At 63.8% G+C, this 19,732-nt stretch carries 17 protein-coding genes; 9 read left to right on the forward strand and 8 right to left on the reverse strand.

Annotated elements, in window-relative coordinates; translation table 11 throughout:
• The first annotated feature begins 223 nt into the window (after positions 1 to 223).
• Positions 224 to 898: a tRNA (guanine(46)-N(7))-methyltransferase TrmB gene (gene trmB / locus AC1RQC_RS05655; protein WP_492375407.1), complete on the forward strand. Its 675-nt coding sequence runs from the start codon at positions 224 to 226 to the stop codon at positions 896 to 898.
• Positions 899 to 955: 57 nt separating this feature from the next.
• On the opposite strand, the gene AC1RQC_RS05660 is transcribed toward trmB, so the two are convergent.
• The 8 genes from AC1RQC_RS05660 to AC1RQC_RS05695 all read right to left on the reverse strand — a co-directional run bounded on the left by AC1RQC_RS05660 (position 956) and on the right by AC1RQC_RS05695 (position 11,403).
• The gene (locus AC1RQC_RS05660) at positions 956 to 2,158 is read right to left on the reverse strand and encodes a DUF2863 family protein (RefSeq protein ID WP_150986348.1); all 1,203 of its coding nucleotides are present in this window, start codon (positions 2,156 to 2,158) and stop codon (positions 956 to 958) included.
• Positions 2,159 to 2,290: 132 nt separating this feature from the next.
• On the reverse strand, positions 2,291 to 2,437 hold the full coding sequence (locus tag AC1RQC_RS05665) for a hypothetical protein (RefSeq protein WP_170301880.1): 147 nt from the start codon (positions 2,435 to 2,437) through the stop codon (positions 2,291 to 2,293).
• Between the two features lie 273 nt (positions 2,438 to 2,710).
• On the reverse strand, positions 2,711 to 5,416 hold the full coding sequence (acnA, locus tag AC1RQC_RS05670) for an aconitate hydratase AcnA (protein WP_492375408.1): 2,706 nt from the start codon (positions 5,414 to 5,416) through the stop codon (positions 2,711 to 2,713).
• A gap of 309 nt (positions 5,417 to 5,725) precedes the next feature.
• Positions 5,726 to 7,177 (reverse strand): bifunctional 2-methylcitrate dehydratase/aconitate hydratase, encoded by a 1,452-nt coding sequence (locus AC1RQC_RS05675; protein ID WP_492882656.1) that lies wholly within the window; start codon positions 7,175 to 7,177, stop codon positions 5,726 to 5,728.
• A gap of 146 nt (positions 7,178 to 7,323) precedes the next feature.
• The gene (locus tag AC1RQC_RS05680; RefSeq protein ID WP_492375410.1) at positions 7,324 to 7,860 is read right to left on the reverse strand and encodes a hypothetical protein; all 537 of its coding nucleotides are present in this window, start codon (positions 7,858 to 7,860) and stop codon (positions 7,324 to 7,326) included.
• Positions 7,861 to 8,055: 195 nt separating this feature from the next.
• Positions 8,056 to 9,219: a bifunctional 2-methylcitrate synthase/citrate synthase gene (gene prpC, locus AC1RQC_RS05685; RefSeq protein ID WP_492882658.1), complete on the reverse strand. Its 1,164-nt coding sequence runs from the start codon at positions 9,217 to 9,219 to the stop codon at positions 8,056 to 8,058.
• 91 nt (positions 9,220 to 9,310) lie between these two features.
• A complete protein-coding gene (locus AC1RQC_RS05690) occupies positions 9,311 to 10,291 on the reverse strand; it encodes an HpcH/HpaI aldolase/citrate lyase family protein (RefSeq protein ID WP_459371458.1) in 981 nt (326 codons plus the stop codon).
• A gap of 128 nt (positions 10,292 to 10,419) precedes the next feature.
• Positions 10,420 to 11,403: a malate dehydrogenase gene (locus tag AC1RQC_RS05695; RefSeq protein ID WP_150993520.1), complete on the reverse strand. Its 984-nt coding sequence runs from the start codon at positions 11,401 to 11,403 to the stop codon at positions 10,420 to 10,422.
• A 340-nt stretch (positions 11,404 to 11,743) separates the two neighbouring features.
• Here AC1RQC_RS05695 and AC1RQC_RS05700 point away from each other — a divergent pair, with 340 nt between their 5' ends.
• The 8 genes from AC1RQC_RS05700 to AC1RQC_RS05735 all read left to right on the forward strand — a co-directional run bounded on the left by AC1RQC_RS05700 (position 11,744) and on the right by AC1RQC_RS05735 (position 19,594).
• On the forward strand, positions 11,744 to 12,565 hold the full coding sequence (locus AC1RQC_RS05700) for a GntR family transcriptional regulator (protein ID WP_183033200.1): 822 nt from the start codon (positions 11,744 to 11,746) through the stop codon (positions 12,563 to 12,565).
• Positions 12,566 to 12,825: 260 nt separating this feature from the next.
• Positions 12,826 to 13,233, forward strand: a complete 408-nt coding sequence (sdhC, locus tag AC1RQC_RS05705; RefSeq protein WP_150993516.1) for a succinate dehydrogenase, cytochrome b556 subunit — start codon at positions 12,826 to 12,828, stop codon at positions 13,231 to 13,233.
• 13 nt (positions 13,234 to 13,246) lie between these two features.
• Complete coding sequence (gene sdhD / locus AC1RQC_RS05710) at positions 13,247 to 13,612, forward strand: succinate dehydrogenase, hydrophobic membrane anchor protein (RefSeq protein WP_043348033.1); 366 nt, start codon at positions 13,247 to 13,249, stop codon at positions 13,610 to 13,612.
• A gap of 3 nt (positions 13,613 to 13,615) precedes the next feature.
• Positions 13,616 to 15,394, forward strand: coding sequence for a succinate dehydrogenase flavoprotein subunit (gene sdhA, locus AC1RQC_RS05715; RefSeq protein WP_043348030.1), 1,779 nt, complete (start codon positions 13,616 to 13,618; stop codon positions 15,392 to 15,394).
• A gap of 31 nt (positions 15,395 to 15,425) precedes the next feature.
• Entirely contained in the window at positions 15,426 to 16,127 is a 702-nt protein-coding gene (locus AC1RQC_RS05720) for a succinate dehydrogenase iron-sulfur subunit (RefSeq protein WP_043348027.1), read from the forward strand.
• Between the two features lie 81 nt (positions 16,128 to 16,208).
• The gene (locus tag AC1RQC_RS05725; protein ID WP_006161620.1) at positions 16,209 to 16,496 is read left to right on the forward strand and encodes an FAD assembly factor SdhE; all 288 of its coding nucleotides are present in this window, start codon (positions 16,209 to 16,211) and stop codon (positions 16,494 to 16,496) included.
• A gap of 40 nt (positions 16,497 to 16,536) precedes the next feature.
• Entirely contained in the window at positions 16,537 to 17,838 is a 1,302-nt protein-coding gene (gene gltA, locus AC1RQC_RS05730; RefSeq protein WP_006161619.1) for a citrate synthase, read from the forward strand.
• 640 nt (positions 17,839 to 18,478) lie between these two features.
• On the forward strand, positions 18,479 to 19,594 hold the full coding sequence (locus AC1RQC_RS05735; RefSeq protein ID WP_150993326.1) for a branched-chain amino acid ABC transporter substrate-binding protein: 1,116 nt from the start codon (positions 18,479 to 18,481) through the stop codon (positions 19,592 to 19,594).
• Positions 19,595 to 19,732: the final 138 nt, after the last annotated feature.

A 19,732-nucleotide genomic window follows, 5' to 3' on the forward strand; every position in this document is an offset into this window, starting at 1 on the left:
GGGATGGCGGCGGCGGGTTCTCAGATGGGGTGGCGGGTCACGCTTGGGCGGCCCGCTGGTTCACCCCGGTTGCCCGCATTGTGCCGTCAAAACGACATCTGCGTGCGACATCGACGTCATATCCTTATGCTCGCAGCAGTGGATGGCATTTGTCCACGCCCGTCGCCAGCGCCGCATGCCCCGGCGATCCCGCAGCGCTCGGCAGCCGGGTAGAATCCCGCCCATGTTTGCCAACTCCCGCACCATCACCTCGGCCCAGGCCGATGTCCACGACCACCTCGAGGCGCGCCTTGCCCGCCACCTGGCCGAGCCCTTTCGCAAGCCGATCGGCGAGCCGAGCCGGCGCGCGCTGGATCTTGCGTTGCAGCAATGGCAGCAGGCCGGAGCGGCCCCGCTGATCCTGGACGCCGGTTGCGGCGTGGGGGAGAGCACCTTGCGCCTGGCCACGGCGTTCCCCGGGCATTTCGTGATCGGCGTGGATCAGTCGGAGAAACGGCTGACCGGGGGCAAGGACTGGTGGGATGGCCCGATGCCGGCCAATTTTGCCTGGGCGCGCGCGGACCTGGTCGACGTCTGGCGGATGCTGCAGTCGGATCACATCGCGGTGGATCGCCATTACGTGCTGTATCCCAATCCCTGGCCCAAGATCGGCCACCTGGGGCGGCGCTGGCAAGGCCATGCGGTGTTCCCGGCGCTGGCTGCGTGCGGCACGTACCTGGAGTGCCGCAGCAACTGGCAGGTCTACATCGACGAGTTTGCCCAGGCCCTGGCGCTGGTCGGCCGGCCAGCGCAGGTCGAGCTGTGGCAGCCGGCCGAGGCCATCACGCCGTTCGAGCGCAAGTACGCGGCCTCCGGTCATGCGCTGTGGCGCTGCGTCAGCCCGGCGGCCGCCGGCTGAAGGAAAAACGGCCCGCGCAAGGCGGGCCGTTGGTCGGGCAGGGCGAAGCGACGCAGCTCAGTGGAACAGCGGCTGCTGCGTGGGCGCGTCTTCCGGCAACTCGGCGTGGACGATCTCGCCAGAGCGGTCGGCGTAAAGCGGCGTGCCGCAGTCTTCGCAATACTCGGGGTCGAACAGCGCGGCGTGGCGGAAGATGTCTTCCACCCCGGCGTTGCGCAGTTCCTCGCAGATCTGCTCCAGCGGGTTGTCCTTCTCGCTGGCATCGATCTCGCCGGACTCGCGGCCATACACCGGCCAGACGATGCCGTAGATCACATCCTTCTCGCCGCGCATGGTGAAGCCCACGCGGTATTCCTCGACTTCTTCCTCGCCGAATGCCGCCACCACGGCCGCCATCTGGCCGGCCGGCACGTCCAGCGTGCCGCACAGGTAGTTGACGGCAGCGCGCACGGTCAGCGGGCGGATGCTCTTGTCGGATTCGCGGCAGGACAGGAAGAAGGCGTCGGGTAGCAGCAGGTCGAACTCACAGCCGGGCATTAGCAGCGCGATCGACGGCTGCACCTGGGTGCGCCATTGCTCCAGGCAGACGCTGCGCTCGGCATGGTGCTCCTTGGCGTCTTCCTGCCAGCGGAACAGGGCCTGCTCGTGCGGTGCCACCACCACGGCCAGCAGGTAGCGCGGATCGGCCAGGATCGGCGCGGTTTCCGGCAGGTCGCGCAGGTCGACCTTGGGCGTGGTACCGGCCATGGCGGCCGATACCAGCTTGTAGGTCAGGGCAAAGGTGTCGCTGTGCGTGCGCGGCAGCTGGTCGATGCTGTACAGGTAGGGCGACAGCGCCATCTTGGTGTTGGCCGCCAGCACATGCGCCTGCATGTGCACAGCCAGCGTCTGCGACAGCTCGGGCTTGAGCGCGCCGGACGGGATGGCGTAGCGGGTGTGGGCCAGGATGGGCGCGGCGATCAGCAGGGCGTCGTAGCTGACGCCGTCGATTTCGACGGTAGCCGATTCGGCGAGGGTCTCGGCTTGCTCGGCGAGCACGTCGGAGGCGTCGGCGTTGTGCTTGAACAGGTGTTCGAGCGCTGCGTCGAGCGCGGATTGGCTGCCGTTCTTCAGGAGCCGGCCCAGGCGTTGCGAAAGACGCCGCTCCCAGTAGCCATCCTCCATGCGGCTGCCCGAGGCATCGAGCGCAAGCGCATCGGCCACCAGACGCTCGGCGTCAGGCGAAAGACGTTGGGAAGCCTTGGGGCGAAAACCTGCCATAAGTCGAAATCATCCGTTTTTCGGTAAAACGGTATTCTACTCGCTGCGTTGACAAAAAAAGCCGCCTGGGGGCCGGGCGGCTGTATTGCATTGCGTCAGGCAGCGCCGCGCAGCGGCGGAACCGACCGGGTTTTACTTCTGCGCGGGCGCTTGCGCAGCCTCCGGCGCGTGGGTTTCCACGCCGTGCTGCTCGCCGCCCATCGAGATGTCGCCGCCCTTTGACAGCATATACAGTGCCGCGCCGGCAATGACGACGAATGCGATGAAAATCTTTGCCATGATGTCTCCTGTGCGTTTCAGGCGGGGTTGGCCGGCATGGCTGTCCCGCGCAAGGCGTTTTCTTTGTGGATGACGGGCAGTTTGGCAGGGCAGCCTTGCGTGGAACTTACACCGGCCAACACTTGGGGCAAGCCCGGTACAAGCGGCGGCTGATGCGCTTTGGGGCCAGCGCAGATGGCGCCCCAAAGAAAAACGCCACTGGCCATGGCCTCCGAAAGAGGCGCAGAGCCAGCGGCGTCACCCCTTGGCCCCGAAGGGCCAGGGTTGCTCCGGTCAGGCAGCCAGCAGCTGACGCAGCACGAACGGCAGGATGCCGCCGTGGTTGTAGTAGTCGACCTCGATCGGGGTGTCGATGCGCAGCAGCACCGGCACGCGCTGCACGTCGCCATTGGCGCGCTTGATCACCAGCGTCACGTCCTGCTGCGGCTTCAGTTCGCCTTCGATGCCTTCGATGTCGAAGGTCTCGTCGCCGATGATGCCGAGCGTCTGCACGCTGTCGCTGCCCTTGAACTGCAGGGGCAGCACACCCATGCCGACCAGGTTGGAGCGGTGGATGCGCTCGAAGCTGCGCGTGATCACGGCCTTCACGCCGAGCAGCTGGGTGCCCTTGGCCGCCCAGTCGCGCGACGAGCCCGTGCCGTACTCTTCGCCGCCGAACACCACGGTGGGCGTGTCCTCGGCGATGTACTTCATGGCGGCGTCGTAGATCGACAGTTCTTCGCCGGACGGCTGGTGCAGCGTCACGCCGCCTTCCACGCGGGAGCCGTCGGCCTTGACGGGCAGCATCAGGTTCTTGATGCGCACATTGGCAAAGGTGCCGCGCATCATGACCTCATGGTTGCCGCGGCGCGAGCCGTAGCTGTTGAAGTCCGCCTTGAGCACGCCGTTGGCCAGCAGGTACTTGCCCGCGGGCGACGATTCCTTGATGGAGCCGGCCGGCGAGATGTGGTCGGTGGTCACGGAGTCGCCGAAGACGCCCAGCGCGCGCGCATTGCGCACGCTCGACTGCGTGGCGGCCGGCTCCATGCCGAAGCCGTCGAAGAAGGGTGGCTCGGCGATATAGGTGGACTTCGGCCAGTCGTAGACCTGGCCCTTGGTGCCCTTGACCTTGGCCCACAGCTTGCTCGGCTTCTTGACCTGCTCGTAGTTGATCTTGAACACCTTCGAGTCCATCGCGAACTTCATCAGCGCGTGGATTTCTTCCGAGGTCGGCCAGATGTCGCCCAGGTAGATCTCGCGGCCGCCCTTGCCCGTGCCCACCGGCTCGGTCATCAGGTCGCGCGTGACGTTGCCGGCGATGGCGTAGGCCACCACCAGCGGCGGCGAGGCCAGGAAGTTGGCGCGGATGTTCGGGTGGATGCGTGCTTCGAAGTTGCGGTTGCCCGACAGCACGGCGGCGGCCACCAGGTCGTTCTTGGTGATGACCTCGTTCAGTTCCGGCGTCAGGTCGCCGGCGTTGCCGATGCAGGTGGTGCAGCCGTAGGCGGTCACGCCGAAGCCCAGCTTTTCCAGATACGGCAGCAGGCCGGCGGCTTGCAGGTATTCCGTTACCACGCGGCTGCCAGGGGCCAGCGACGTCTTGATGTGCGGCGCCACCTTGAGGCCGGCTTCCACCGCCTTCTTGGCCAGCAGGCCGGCGGCCAGCAGCACGCTCGGGTTGGAGGTATTGGTGCAGGACGTGATGGCGGCGATCAGCACGTCGCCGCTCTTCACATCGAGGCCGTCTGTCGTGGTGTAGGTCCGGTCCAGGTCGGCGATGTCCTTGTTGAAGCCGTTCTCGGCGGTCGGCTTGGCGAACAGCGAGGCAAAGGTGGACTTGACGTTGCCGATCTCGATACGGTCCTGCGGGCGCTTGGGGCCGGCCAGCGAGGGGGCCACGGTGCCCAGGTCCAGCGTGACCACATTGGTGTAGTCGATTTCGCCTGCCTTGGGCACGCCGAACATCTTCTGGGCACGGAAATAGCCCTCGAAGGCGGCAATTTCTTCTTCGGTGCGGCCGGTGCCCTTGAAGTAGTCAATGGTTTTCTCGTCGACCGGGAAGAAGCCCATGGTGGCGCCGTACTCCGGTGCCATGTTGCCGATGGTGGCGCGGTCCGGCAGTGCCAGGCTGGCCGTGCCTTCGCCGAAGAACTCGACGAACTTGCCGACGACCTTCTCGCGGCGCAGCATTTCGGTGATGGTGAGCACCAGGTCGGTTGCCGTCACGCCTTCGCGCAGGCGGCCCTTCAGTTCCACGCCGACCACGTCGGGCGTCAGGAAATAGACCGGCTGGCCCAGCATGCCGGCTTCCGCCTCGATGCCGCCCACGCCCCAGCCCACCACGCCGATGCCGTTGATCATGGTGGTGTGGCTGTCGGTGCCGACCAGGGTGTCGGGGTAGTACACGCCGTCCTTCTTGTGCACGCCGCGGGCCAGGTACTCCAGGTTCACCTGGTGCACAATGCCGAAGCCCGGCTGCACCACGCCAAAGGTATCGAAGGCCTGCATGCCCCATTTCATGAACTGGTAGCGCTCGTTGTTGCGCTGGAACTCCAGTTTCATGTTCAGGTCCAGTGCGTTCTTCTCGCGGAAGTGGTCAATCTGCACCGAGTGGTCGACCACCAGGTCCACGGGAACCAGCGGCTCGATCTTCTTGGGGTTCTTGCCCATCTTCTCGGCCACGTTGCGCATGGCGGCCAGGTCGGCCAGCAAGGGCACACCGGTGAAATCCTGCAGCACCACGCGTGCCACCACGAAGGGGATCTCGTCGACACGCTCGGCGACGGGTTTCCAGTGGGCGAGCTGCCTGACGTGCTCCTCGGTGACCTTCTTGCCGTCGCAGTTGCGCAGCACGGATTCCAGTACGACGCGAATCGATACCGGCAGGCGCTCGACCGCCACGCCTAGTGCCTTGCCCAGTTGCGGCAGGGAGTAGAACTGGCCCTTGCTCGACGGGCCGATCTTGAATTCTTTCAGAGTCTTATTGAGATTGTGGGGCATTGCCTTACTCCAATCGAAGGATGGTGCGGACTTGCTTGGACTCGTAAATCGTAAATCGTAAATCGTCTATTGCCGCCGGCTGCCGGAGAAGCAGGGTTGCCGCGCGGCGCGCGGCGCGGTTTTGCGCGCCGTGTTCATGCCTACTGCCCTTCTTGCTGATTGATCTTGCAGGACTGCTTTGCTGCCCAATCGCTAAACCAAGGTACGTGCCGCGTGGATTTTAGGCCAAGGCGTCTGCCGCCGTCAGCCCCCGTTGGCTTTGGCGCGCGCAAATCGGCCCTGTTTTTTTGCTCAGGCCGCTCAGATCATTCAGATCACGTACAGGTCGACATACTCATTGACCGGCATGGCCTCCAGGCGCGCCTGGTCCAGCGACACCGCCAGGATCGCTTGCTGCTGCCTGGCCGGAAAACGGCGGGCGAGGTTGGTCTTGAACTTCTCCACCAGCAGTGGGATGCCCTCGTCGCGCCGGCGCTTGTGGCCGAGCGGGTAGTCCACCACGACTTCGGGCAGCACCGTGCCGTCGTCCAGCGTCACGGTCAGCGCATTGGCGATGGAGCGCTTCTCCGGGTCGTGGTAGTCGGCGGTGAACTGCGGATCCTCCACGCACACGATCTTGTCGCGCAGGGCGTCGATGCGCGGGTCCGCCGCTATCTTGTCTTCATAGTCCTCGGCGGTCAGCCGGCCGAACAGCAGCGGTACCGCCACCATGTACTGGATGCAGTGGTCGCGGTCGGCGGGGTTGGCCAGCGGGCCTTTTTTGTCGATGATGCGGATGCAGGCTTCGTGGGTGCGGATGGTGACCTGCCTGATCTGCGCTGCCGTCTTGCCCGCGGCGCACAGCTGGCCGTGCAGGGTCATGGCGGCCTCTACCGCGGTTTGCGAGTGGAATTCGGCCGGGAAGGCGATCTTGAACAGCACGTTCTCCATCACGTAGGTGCCATACGGGCGCTGGAACCTGAAGGGCTGGCCCTTGAACAGTACGTCGTAGAAACCCCAGCCCTTGGCGCTCAGCACCGAGGGATAGCCCATCTCGCCGGTCCGGGCGATCAGCGCCAGGCGCACCGCGCGGCTGGTGGCGTCGCCGGCGGCCCAGCTCTTGCGGCTGCCGGTATTGGGGGCGTGGCGGTAGGTGCGCAGCGCTTGCCCGTCGACCCAGGCAAGGGACACCGCGTTGAGGATTTCGTCACGGGCCAGACCGAGCATCTGGGCAACCACGGCGGCGGAAGCCACCTTGACCAGCACCACGTGGTCCAGGCCCACCTTGTTGAAGGCGTTTTCCAGCGCGATGCAGCCCTGGATCTCATGGGCTTTGATCATGCCGGTGAGCACGTCCTTCATGGTCAACGGCTTGCGCCCGGCGGCCACGTTGTTGCGCGAGAGCCAGTCGGCGGTGGCGAGGATGCCGCCGAGGTTGTCGGACGGGTGGCCCCATTCGGCGGCCAGCCAGGTGTCGTTGAAATCGAGCCAGCGGATCATGGCGCCGATATTGAAGGCGGCCTGGATCGGGTCGAGCTGGAATTGGGTGCCGGGCACCTTGGCGCCGTTGGGGACCACCGTGCCGGGCACGATCGGGCCCAGCAGCTTGGTGCAGGCCGGATACGACAGGGCTTCCAGGCCGCAGCCTAGCGTGTCGATCAGGCAGTTGCGGGCCGTGTCGTAGGCAAGCGCGCTCTTGACCTGATACCTGGTGACGTAGTCGACGATGTCGGCCATGACCGGGTCCGGTTCAGGGCGGACGTTCGAAATAGGCGCGGACATGGGATCCCCTCGGATATTTGTGCTTCCTGGTGCCCATGGGGCCGTAGCCGGACGATGCCAGGTTACGGCCCCTTACTACTGATTACCGCTTACTGCTCTTACTGCTCTTACTGCTCTTACTGCTCTTACTGCTTATAGGTTGGTGCTTACTGCTTGGGCGCGGCCGGTGCCTGGGAGGCATCGGCTGCCGGTGCCGACGGGGCGATCAGCAAGGGGGTGGCTACCGGAGCGCGCAGCGCGCCTGCCTGGGTCGGGGCCGAGCCGCCAGCCTGCATGTCCGCGGTCTGGCACTCGTCGGCCAGGCGCTGGCCGGCGTTCTTGTTGAACAGCATGGCCTTGCTCGGGATCACGACCAGGTCCAGGCCGGAGCGGGCGTCGAAGTAGCGGTCGGCGCCGGTTACGGTGGACAGGCGGGGCAGGCGGTATTCCTTGCCCTCCCAGTTCACGGTGATGACTTCGTCGCGCTGCATGTTGCCACCGATGTACAGGACATGGCCCAGTTCGCACTGCCATTTTTCGCCACTGGGGACGACTGCGGGTGCTGCTGCCGCGGTCTTCTTGGTGTGCTTCGCAGGAGCCTTCTTGGCGGGAGCGGCCTTCTTGGCCGGTTCCTGGGCCATCGCAACACCGGCGGTGGTCAGCGTAAATGCGCCGATGCAGGCGGCGAGGACAAGTTGCTTCATTCTGTGGGTTCCTTCTGGAGTTGGGTCAATGGCGGTGGCTTGCCGGCAAGGCCGGCAGCCATATCCGCCGCTATTCTCTACGATTTGAAAGTCGGGGCGTAGTGCCCCTACCATCCGTTACATAATTCGGTGTAGCCCAGGCCGGGCAAGGGGGCGCCTTCGCTACATGGCAAGGCGGTTTGCGGCCCGCCCAGCCTATTTCCGTTTTCCGATCGGCACGAACTTGAGGTTTTCCGGCCCGGTGTAGTTGGCGCTGGGGCGGATGATCTTGTTGTCGATGCGTTGCTCGATGATATGCGCAGCCCAGCCCGAGGTGCGCGCGATCACGAACAGCGGGGTGAACATGGCGGTGGGCACGCCCATCATGTGATAGCTCACCGCGCTGAACCAGTCCAGGTTGGGGAACATCTTCTTGGCGTCCCACATGGTGGTTTCCAGGCGCTCGGCGATGTCGAACATCTTCATCGAGCCGGCATCCTTGGACAGGCGCCGCGCCACTTCCTTGATCACCTGGTTGCGCGGGTCGCCGGTGGTGTACACCGGGTGGCCGAAGCCGATCACCACTTCCTTGTTCTCCACGCGGCGCGAGATGTCGATATGCGCCTCGTCCGGGCTGTCGTAGCGCTTCTGGATCTCGAACGCCACTTCGTTGGCGCCGCCGTGCTTGGGGCCGCGCAGCGCGCCGATGGCGCCGCAGATCGACGAGTACATGTCCGAGCCCGTGCCGGCGATCACGCGGCCGGCGAAGGTGGAGGCGTTGAACTCGTGCTCGGCGTACAGGTTGAGCGAGGTCTGCATGGCGCGCTCCCACAGCGCGGACGGCTTCTGGCCGTGCAGCAGGTGCAGGAAGTGCGCGCCGATGGTGTCGTCGTCGGTCTCGACTTCGATGCGCCGGCCGTTATGGCTGTAGTGGTACCAGTACAGCAGCATGGAGCCCAGGCTGGCCATCAGGCGGTCGGCGATGTCGCGCGCGCCGGGGGTGTTGTGGTCGTCCTTTTCCGGCAGCACGGTGCCGAGCACGGACACGCCGGTGCGCATCACGTCCATCGGGTGGGCGCTGGCGCTCACCCATTCGAGGGCGGCCTTGACGTTGGCGGGCAGGCCGCGCAGGGCCTTGAGCTTGGCCTTGTAGGCAGCCAGTTCGGCGCGGGTGGGGAGCTTGCCGTGCACCAGCAGGTGGGCGATTTCCTCGAATTCGCAGGTCTCGGCGATGTCGAGGATGTCGTAGCCGCGGTAGTGCAGGTCGTTGCCGGTACGGCCGACCGTGCACAGCGCGGTATTGCCGGCGGTCACGCCCGACAGGGCGACGGATTTCTTGGGCTTCGGGCCGTTCTGCGGGACTGGCTGCTGCTCTGACATCGCGTTTCCTGTCTGGTCTCTTGCCCGAGCCAAGCGCGGGGTCGATCCTGTGGCACACCGTGGTCATCGCCTGGCGCGCGCCAGGCAACGTTCAAGCAAAGAAGCGTTCGAGCACCGTGCCGGGCAAATCAGCACCGGTGGCGTGCGCCCGCTGCAGAAGCGACCAGTAGTACCGGTAGCTGGCCCGGTCGTGCAACTGGCCCTGGTGGCGGATCGGCGCCCAGTTGTTCTCGTAGGCGGCCAGCAGGATCTCGCTGGACGCGCCAATCTCCGTGCCGCTGGGGCGGAAGGCCGCCACGATCGGCTGGATCTGGCTCGGGTGGATGCTCCACTTGCGCAGGTAGCCGAATTCGGCCCGAGCGCGCAGGGCATCGTCTCCGGCGCGGGATGGCTGCTCGATATCGGTGCTGACGTTATGCGAGGGCACCTTGCCGTACCGATGGCAGGCGGCCGAGATCTCCAGCATGGCGCGCCGGATCAGCGGGTGCTCGAACTGCTGCGGCGAGCGCATGGCGTCGCCCGGGATGGCACCGTGGTGGGCGGAAACGAAATCCATCAGCCCGAAGCTGAGGCATTCCACCTGCACGAGGCGGGCGATGTCGAATGCCTGGTCCAATGCGGCATGCGTCTCTATCAGCACATGAATAGGGATGTGCCGTGCGATGCCGGCGGCGCGGGCCGCCTGGTTCACGTGGTCGGTGACGCGCGCGACCTCGACCACATCGGTCACCTTGGGCACCACCACATAGGCCAGCCGGGCGCCGGCGCTGCCCACCAGGATGTCGATGTCCTGGCGCCAACAGGGGTGCGCCGGGTCATGGATGCGCACGCCCACGCGGTTGAAGTGGTTTTGCGGGCTGTTGATGAGGCGTGCGCACAACTCGGCGTGCTCGCGCTCCAGCCCGACGGCGGCGCCGTCTTCGCAGTCGAAGGTGATATCGAAGACGGGCCCAAGCTCTTGCTGCAGGGCAAGCGATTTCAGCATCAGCTTTTCGTTGCCGGCATAGTGGTCGCAGACCGGCAGTTGCGTCGGAATGGCTTCGCCCTGGAACAAGACCTCGGAAGGATGCACTTTATTCAATCGAATAGCGGTTGAGGGAGGAAGGGGCGGGGCGCCAGAATGAAAAAACCGGAGCCTGCGCCGATTCGTGAATCGATGCGAGGCTCCGGTCTAGTCATTGGCGCTGCCTGGATCCTGGATCAGCCGAGCAGGTGCTGCACGCCGGCACGCTCTTCTTCCAGTTCCTTGAGCGTGATATTGATCTTTTCCTGGCTGTAGGCGTCGACTTCGAGGCCCTTGACCATTTCGTACTTGCCGTTGGCGGTGGTCACCGGGAAGCCGAACATGGTGTCTTCGGGGATGCCGTACGAACCGTCCGACGGGATGCCCATGGTGACCCACTTGCCGTTCGAGCCCAGGACCCAGTCATGCACGTGGTCGATGGCAGCGTTGGCGGCCGAAGCTGCCGACGACAGGCCACGGGCTTCGATGATGGCGGCGCCGCGCTTGCCAACGGTCGGCAGGAACACGTCGTTGTTCCAGGCGTGGTCGTTGATCAGGTCCTTGACGCTCTGGCCGTCGACGGTCGCGTAGCGGTAGTCGGCGTACATGGTCGGGCTGTGGTTGCCCCAGACGAACATCTTCTCGATCGACGCGACCGGCTTGCCGGTCTTGGCGGCAATTTGCGACAGGGCACGATTGTGATCCAGACGCAGCATGGCGGTGAAGTTCTCCTTGGGCAGGCTCGGAGCCGACTTCATCGCGATGTAGGCGTTGGTGTTGGCCGGGTTGCCGACCACCAGCACCTTGATGTCGCGGGCGGCGACTTCGTCCAGTGCCTTGCCTTGCACCGTGAAGATCTGTGCGTTGGCTTCGAGCAGGTCCTTGCGTTCCATGCCCTTGCTACGCGGACGGGCACCGACCAGCAGCGCGACGTTGGCGTCCTTGAACGCGACCTTGGGGTCGTCGGTGATCACCACGCCGGCCAGCAGCGGGAATGCGCAATCTTCCAGTTCCATCACCACGCCCTTGACGGCGGCCTGGGCTTGCGGGAGGTCGAGCAATTGGAGGATGACCGGCTGGTCTTTGCCAAGCATGTCGCCATTGGCGATGCGGAACAGCAGGGAGTAGCCGATCTGGCCAGCGGCGCCGGTGACTGCGACGCGCATTGGGGCTTTAGCCATGAGTAATTCTCCAAACAAGAAGAGGGGGAAACTGGTCGGTGTCTGGCCGGAGGGTAGTCCGGACGTCACCGGTTGCGGGTTTGTCGCCACGGCGGCAAGCGGCAATCCGCCGGCGCGCTGCTAGCGGTACCGACTGGAGAGAGCCACAACGGGTCATGGGGTGCGACAAAGCGTAAGTCTACTGCGAAGAGGGGTGCCGTATCCAGAGCGGGTGCAGGCGTGAAACCTGCGGGAGTGTAGGCCTGCCCATTTGTGTTGTCAATTCATATGTCTTATATAAGACATAAGACATTTGATGGCGGGCTGGACGTGCTTCCTCGTTTTGTGGTGAAATTCGCCTATGTCATCCCTGCCCCCGTCCCTCGCCGGCACTGCCGTTGCTGCAGTGCAGGATAACGGCGCCGCTACGTCCGGCGCCGGGACGCAGCCGTCCGCGGCGGCGGCCTCGCCAACATTCAGCCCACTCTACCAGCAGATCAAGGCGCTCATCACGCAGAGCCTGCAGTCCGGTGAATGGAAGCCCGGCGACATGATCCCCAGTGAAATGGACCTGGCGGCCCGCTACAAGGTCAGCCAGGGCACCGTGCGCAAGGCCATCGACGAACTCGCCGCCGAGAACCTGGTGGCGCGCCGCCAGGGCAAGGGCACCTTTGTCACGACGCACCACGAGGATGGCGTGAAGTTCCGCTTCCTGCGTCTGGTGCCGGACGAGGGCGAGCCCCATTATGGGGCCAGCCAGGTGCTGGAATGCAAGCGCCTGCGCGCGCCGGCCGAAATCGCACGCCTTCTCGACATCCGCACCGGCGATGGCGTGGTGCAGATCCGCCGCGTGCTGTTTTTCTCCGGCGAGCCGACCGTGCTGGACGAAATCTGGCTGCTGGGCACCAACTTCAAGGGCCTGACGGCCGAGAAGCTGACCGAATGGAAGGGCCCGATGTATGCGCTGTTCGAGGCCGAGTTCGGCACGCGCATGATCCGGGCGAGCGAAAAAATCCGCGCGGTGGCCGCTGACCAGGCCACCGCGTCGCTGTTGTCCGTGGATGCGGGCACGCCGCTTTTGTCTGTCGAGCGCGTCTCGTTCACCTATGGCGACCGGCCCGTCGAAGTCCGCCGCGGCCTGTATGTAACCACCCGGCACTATTATCAGAACGATTTGAGCTGATACGCCGGAATGCAATCCATGTCGATTATTGCTGTTGCAGCCACGGCAGCCGCCGCTGTTGCGCAAAGCAGGGATGATTACCTCGCGGCATGGTTGCGTGCGATTGTCGGGCACGCCATGTTGGTGCGCGATAGCTGAAAATTATTGGTGCGCCGCGCAACAAAGGCGCTAAAATTATCGGGATTTGCTCCGGCTGCATCCATTTGCATCCAGGGCGCTCAGAAGTTTCGTTTTTTGTTTACCGCAAATGGGGTCTAGCAATGGCTGAAGCCAAACAAGCCAGGCCGGAGTTCAGGAACATCCATGTGACGCAGCTGGCGCGTTACAGGTTGCCCTGGGCCGGCAAGGTGTCCATCCTGCATCGCGCAAGCGGCGCTCTGATGTTCCTCCTCCTTCCTTTCGTCCTGTATCTCTTCGAGCAGAGCGTCACTTCCGAACTGAGCTTCGCAAAGTTCTCGGCGCTTCTGTCCGGCGGCTTCGTCAAGCTGGTTCTGCTGGCTCTGATCTGGGGTTACCTGCACCACTTCTGCGCCGGCATCCGTTTCCTGCTGCTCGACGTGCACGTTGGCGTGACCAAGCCCGCTTCGGCGAAGTCCGCTGTTGCCGTGCTGATCATCAGCCTGTTGCTCACCGCTGTGTTCGGCCTGAAGCTGTTCGGCCTGTTCTGAGGAGAGAGTCAACGTGGCAAATAATAATATCGGTCCCAAGCGTCTGGTCGTCGGTGCGCACTACGGTCTCAAAGACTGGCTCGCGCAGCGCGTCACCGCTGTCATCATGGTGGTCTTCACCATCGTGCTGGCAGTCGCCTTCCTGCTCTCGAACGGCGCTTCCTACGAAGCGTGGGCAGGTCTCTTCTCCAACCAGTGGATGAAGATCATCACGTTCCTCACCATCCTGTCGCTGCTGTATCACGCCTGGATTGGCGTGCGCGACATCTGGATGGACTATGTGAAGCCGATGGCAGTGCGCCTCGTGCTGCAAGTTCTTACGATTCTGTGGCTCGTCGGTTGTGCGGGCTACGCAGCTCAGATTCTCTGGAGGGTGTAATAAATGGTCGCAGTCAAGACAGGATTGCCGCGTCGTCGCTTTGACGTGGTCATCGTCGGGGCGGGCGGCGCTGGGATGCGCGCATCCCTCCAGCTCGCGGAAGCCGGCCTGAATGTCGCCGTGCTCTCCAAGGTTTTCCCGACGCGCTCGCACACCGTGGCGGCGCAGGGTGGCATTGGCGCTTCGCTCGGCAACATGAGCGAGGACAACTGGCACTATCACTTCTACGACACCATCAAGGGTTCCGATTGGCTGGGCGACCAGGACGCAATCGAATTCATGTGCCGTGAAGCCCCCAAGGTCGTCTACGAGCTCGAGCACTTCGGCATGCCGTTCGACCGTAACGCCGACGGCACCATCTACCAACGTCCGTTCGGCGGCCATACGTCGAACTACGGCGAGAAGCCGGTCCAGCGCGCTTGCGCGGCTGCCGACCGTACCGGCCACGCACTGCTGCACACGCTGTACCAGCGTAATGTGCGCGCCAAGACGCATTTCTTCGTCGAGTGGATGGCGCTGGACCTGATCCGCGACGCCGACGGCGACGTGCTGGGCGTGACCGCGCTGGAAATGGAAACCGGCGAGGTCTACATCCTCGAGGCCAAGACCACGCTGTTCGCCACCGGCGGCGCCGGCCGTATCTACGCCGCGTCGACCAATGCCTTCATCAACACCGGTGACGGCCTGGGCATGGCAGCGCGCGCAGGCGTGCCGCTGGAAGACATGGAGTTCTGGCAGTTCCACCCGACCGGCGTGGCCGGCGCGGGCGTGCTGATCACCGAAGGCGTGCGCGGGGAAGGCGGTATCCTGCGTAACAAGGACGGCGAGCGCTTCATGGAGCGCTATGCGCCGACGCTGAAGGATCTGGCGCCGCGCGACTTCGTCTCGCGCTCGATGGACCAGGAAATCAAGGAAGGCCGCGGTTGTGGCCCGAACGGCGACTACGTGCTGCTGGACCTGACGCACGTCGGGGCCGACACCATCATGAAGCGCCTGCCGTCGATCCGCGAGATCGGCGTCAAGTTCGCCAACGTCGACGCGATCAAGGAACCGATCCCGGTGGTGCCGACCATCCATTACCAGATGGGCGGTATCCCGACCAATATCAATGGCCAGGTGGTGGCGCCGAAGAACGGCAACCCCAACGAAGTCATCAACGGTTTCTACGCGATCGGCGAATGCTCCTGCGTGTCGGTGCACGGCGCCAACCGCCTGGGCACCAACTCGCTGCTGGACCTGGTGGTGTTCGGCCGCGCGGCCGGCAACCACATCGCGGCGACCTCGATCAAGCAGAAAGAGCACAAGCCGCTGCCGGCCGATGCTGCCGACCGCGCCATGTCGCGCCTGGCCAAGCTGCAATCGTCGTCGTCGGGCGAATACACCCAGGACGTGGCCAACGACATCCGCAAGAACATGCAGTCGCATGCGGGCGTGTTCCGTACGCAGAAGCTGATGGACGAAGGCGTCGAGCGCATCCTCGAAGTGGCGGAACGTGCTGACAACATCCATCTGAAGGACAAGTCCAAGGTCTTCAACACCGCACTGGTGGAAGCCCTGGAAGTGGCCAACCTGGTGGAAGTGGCCAAGGCCACCATGATTTCGGCAGCTGCCCGCAAGGAATCCCGCGGTGCGCACGCGCACAGCGACTTCCCGAATCGCGACGACGAGAGCTGGCTCAAGCACACGCTGTTCTACAGCGAAGGCAACCGCCTCGACTACAAGCCGGTGAAGATGAACCCGCTGACGGTGGAAAGCGTTCCTCCCAAGGCCCGGACCTTCTAAGCACCGCGTAGGACCCACAGGACCCACAGAAATGAAGCGTATTTTCGAAGTCTACCGCTACGACCCGGACAAGGATGCGGCCCCCCGCATGCAAACGTACGAAGTCGAGCTCGACGGTCATGAGCGCATGCTGCTGGACGCGCTGGTCAAGCTGAAGAAGCTGGACGAAACCATTTCGTTCCGCCGCTCGTGCCGCGAAGGCGTGTGCGGATCGGACGCGATGAACATCAACGGCAAGAACGGTCTGGCCTGCCTGACCAACATGCTCGAGCTGCCGGAACGCATCGTCTTGCGTCCGCTGCCCGGCCTGCCGGTGGTGCGCGACCTGATCGTCGACATGACGCAGTTCTTCAAGCAGTACAACTCGATCAAGCCGTACCTCATCAACGACGAGCCGCCGCCCGAGAAAGAGCGCCTGCAGTCGCCCGAGGAGCGCGACGAGCTGGACGGCCTGTATGAGTGCATCTTGTGCGCAAGCTGCTCGACGTCGTGCCCGTCGTTCTGGTGGAACCCGGATAAGTTCGTCGGCCCGGCCGGCCTGCTGCAAGCCTATCGCTTTATCGCGGACAGCCGCGACCAGGCGACCAGCCAGCGCCTGGACGACCTGAACGACCCGTACCGCCTGTTCCGTTGCCACAGCATCATGAACTGCGTCGACGTTTGCCCGAAGGGGTTGAACCCGACCAAGGCCATCGGCAAGATCAAAGAGCTGATGGTTCGCCGCTCGGTCTGATCCTGCGCGGTTGTTGTAAGCGGCGCGTCAGTCCGGGCTATCAAACTGCATACCCGACCGGCGCGCCGGAAGTAGGTACCTATGACCGAAAGTGTTTCCCCCAGTTTCTCCCACCAGGCCGACCCGCACCGGCGTGCACGACTGCGCTGGCGCGCGCGGCGCGGCCTCCTGGAGAACGACATCATCGTCGAACGTTTTTTCAACCGTTACGAAGAAAGCCTCTCCGACCAGGACGTGGCCTCGCTCTCCGAACTCTTCGAGCTGAGCGACAACGAGTTGATGGACCTGCTTCTTGCGCGCAAGGAGCTGGACGGTGAGCTCGACACGCCCCCGATGCAGCACGTGATTGCCCTGCTGCGTTCGGTCTGAGTTTCGTCAACATTATTAGTCAGCATTAGAAGGAACCGACATGACGCCGTCCGATGTGAAAGCCACGCTATCGTTTTCCGATGGTTCCCCCAGCGTTGAGCTGCCGATTTATACGGGTACCGTTGGCCCCGACGTAATCGATATTCGCAAGCTGTACGGACAAACCGGCAAGTTCACCTATGACCCCGGTTTCATGTCGACGGCTTCGTGCAATTCGAAGATCACCTACATCGACGGGGACAAGGGTGAGCTGCTGTATCGCGGCTACCCGATCGAGCAACTGGCTACCAAGTGCGACCACCTGGAAACCTGTTACCTGCTGCTCAAGGGCGAACTGCCCAATGCCAAGCAGAAGGAAGAATTCGTGGGCGCCGTGATGAACCACACCATGGTTCACGAGCAGATGCAGTTCTTCCTGCGCGGCTTCCGCCGCGATGCCCACCCGATGGCCGTCCTGACGGGCCTGGTGGGCGCCATGAGCGCGTTCTACCACGACGCCATGGACATCGATGATCCGCACCAGCGCGAAATCTCCGCGATCCGCCTGATCGCCAAGATGCCGACCCTGGTCGCCATGGCCTACAAGTACAACATCGGCCAGCCGTACATCTATCCGCAGAACGACCTGTCCTACTCGGGCAACTTCATGCAGATGATGTTCTCCACGCCGTGCGCCCCGTACAAGGTGAACCCGGTGCTCGAGCGCGCGCTCGACCGCATCTTCATCCTGCACGCGGATCACGAGCAGAACGCCTCCACCTCCACGGTGCGCCTGGCTGGCTCCTCGGGTACCAACCCGTTCGCCGCCATCGCCGCCGGCGTGGCTTGCCTGTGGGGCCCGGCCCACGGTGGCGCCAACGAAGCCGCCCTCAAGATGCTTGAGGAAATCGGCAGCGTCGACAACATCACCGAGTTCATCAAGCAGGTCAAGGACAAGAACTCGGGCGTGCGCCTGATGGGCTTTGGCCACCGCGTGTACAAGAACTACGATCCGCGTGCCAAGCTGATGCGCGAAACCTGCTATGAAGTGCTGAACGAACTGGGCCTGCACAACGACCCGCTGTTCAAGCTCGCCATGGAACTGGAAAAGATCGCGCTGGAAGACGAGTACTTCGTCAGCCGCAAGCTGTATCCGAACGTCGACTTCTACTCTGGCATCGTGCAACGCGCACTCGGCATTCCGACGTCGCTGTTCACCTGCATCTTCGCCCTGGCACGCACGCCGGGCTGGATCTCGCAGTGGGAAGAAATGATCACCGATCCGGAATACAAGATCGGCCGTCCGCGCCAGCTGTTCAACGGCGCGGCAAGCCGCAACGTGCCGGATATGGGCACGCGTTAATGCCCCGGTAAGGCGGCGCTGGCAGTGACGGCGCCGTATGCATCACGAAACGCCCCGGCCATGGCCGGGGCGTTTTGTTTTTTGCGCGTGCACGTGCACGGATCTGATCCCCCAGCCAAGACGCGAAATGGCTCGCTGGGGCGGCGCAGCAATACCAAACGCATCGGCCTTGCCAAGGCCTTGTCCTCCAAGCTCGCCGGCACTTGTGCGGCGCAAAAGATTCATTGCGTGAAACGTGGCGATAACGCCAATTTCCGATGATTTGTGCTGTGTTACTACCATTAAGACCCTCATTTGTTGTGCAAATGTGCCATCCGGCGCGGAATTTGACCCTATAATGCGGGCTGCTTTGCCGACAGCAGCCGGGCCACCCTTCCGGACTGCGTTGAGGCGAGCGGGGCAGGCGAATCACCTGCGCAATAGAGAACGCATCAACGTTGTCTTTCCGAACCAAGGTCTTCCGTTGCATGGATTGCACAGGAGGGCTGACACATGCCGGGCCCCGCACACGCTTCATTTCTTGCAGGCCCGTCTTCCGCGTCTCGGGCGTCCTTTTCAGGTTTTAGCTCGCGGGTGTTGTTCGATTGCGCAGGTCATGCCGTCTCAGCCCATGACCCAACCATAATCGAGGAGCTCCTGAATGACGCTGTCCCGTCTTACGTCCATCTCCCTGGCCACGGCCCTGTGCGCTTTCGGCGCCGCTGCCAACGCTGAAACCGTCAAGATTGCCATTGCCGGCCCCATGAGCGGCTCCGTTGCCCAGTACGGCGACATGGTCAAGGCTGGTGCGCTGACTGCCATCGAGCAGATCAATGCCGCCGGCGGCGCGGGCGGCAACAAGTTCGAAGTGGTGATGATGGACGACGCCTGCGAACCGAAGCAGGCCGTGGCAGTAGCCAACAAGATCGTCAGCCAGAAGATCCATTACGTGATCGGCCACGTGTGCTCGGGCTCGACCATCCCGGCTTCGGACATCTACGAGAACGAAGGCATCGTCATGGTGACGCCGTCGGCCACCGCGCCGCAGCTGACCGAAAACAAGAAGCGCAAGTTCATCTTCCGCACCATCGGCCGCGACGACCAGCAAGGCCCGGCTGCTGCCCAGTACATCATCACCAAGATCAAGCCCAAGAAGGTCGCGATCCTGCACGACAAGCAGTCGTACGGCCAGGGCATTGCCTCGTCGGTGAAGAAGGACCTGGAAGCCGCCAAGATCCCCGTGGCTGTGTTCGAAGGCGTGAACGCTGGCGATTCGGACTACTCCGCCGTCATTACCAAGCTCAAGTCGCAAGGCGTGGACTTCGTCTACTTCGGCGGCTATCACCCGGAAATGGGCCTGCTGCTGCGCCAGGCGCGCGAGCAGGGCGTCAAGGCGACCTTCATGGGTCCTGAAGGCGTGGGCAACAAGGACGTGACGGCCATCGCCGGCGCGTCTTCGGAAGGCATGCTGGTCACGTTGCCGGCCGACTTCTCCGCCGATCCGTCCAACGCCGCGCTGGTCAAGGCCTTCGCCGACAAGAAGCGTGACGCCAACGGTCCGTTCCAGATGCCGGCCTACGCCGCGGTCCAGATCATCGGCGACGCCATCGCCGGCGCCAAGAGCACCGATCCGACCAAGGTTGCCGCGTACATGCACAAGAACGCCTTCCAGACTCCGATCGGCAAGGTCGAGTATGACGCGCAGGGCGACCTGAAGTCGTTCAAGTTCGTTGTGTTTACCTGGCACAAGGACGCCACCAAGACCGCTGCCAACTAAGCCGCACATTGGCTTTGCGCGCCCCGCTCATGGCTTGAGCGGGGCGTTTTGGTATCGGGGTCCGGTTGCCCGGCCGGCGCGGTTTATCCGCCGCGCCCGGGGCCTGGGCATATCCGGCATTACGGAGCCGGCCCGGCG

This window comes from Cupriavidus sp. GW822-FHT03E04 (genome assembly GCF_058801495.1).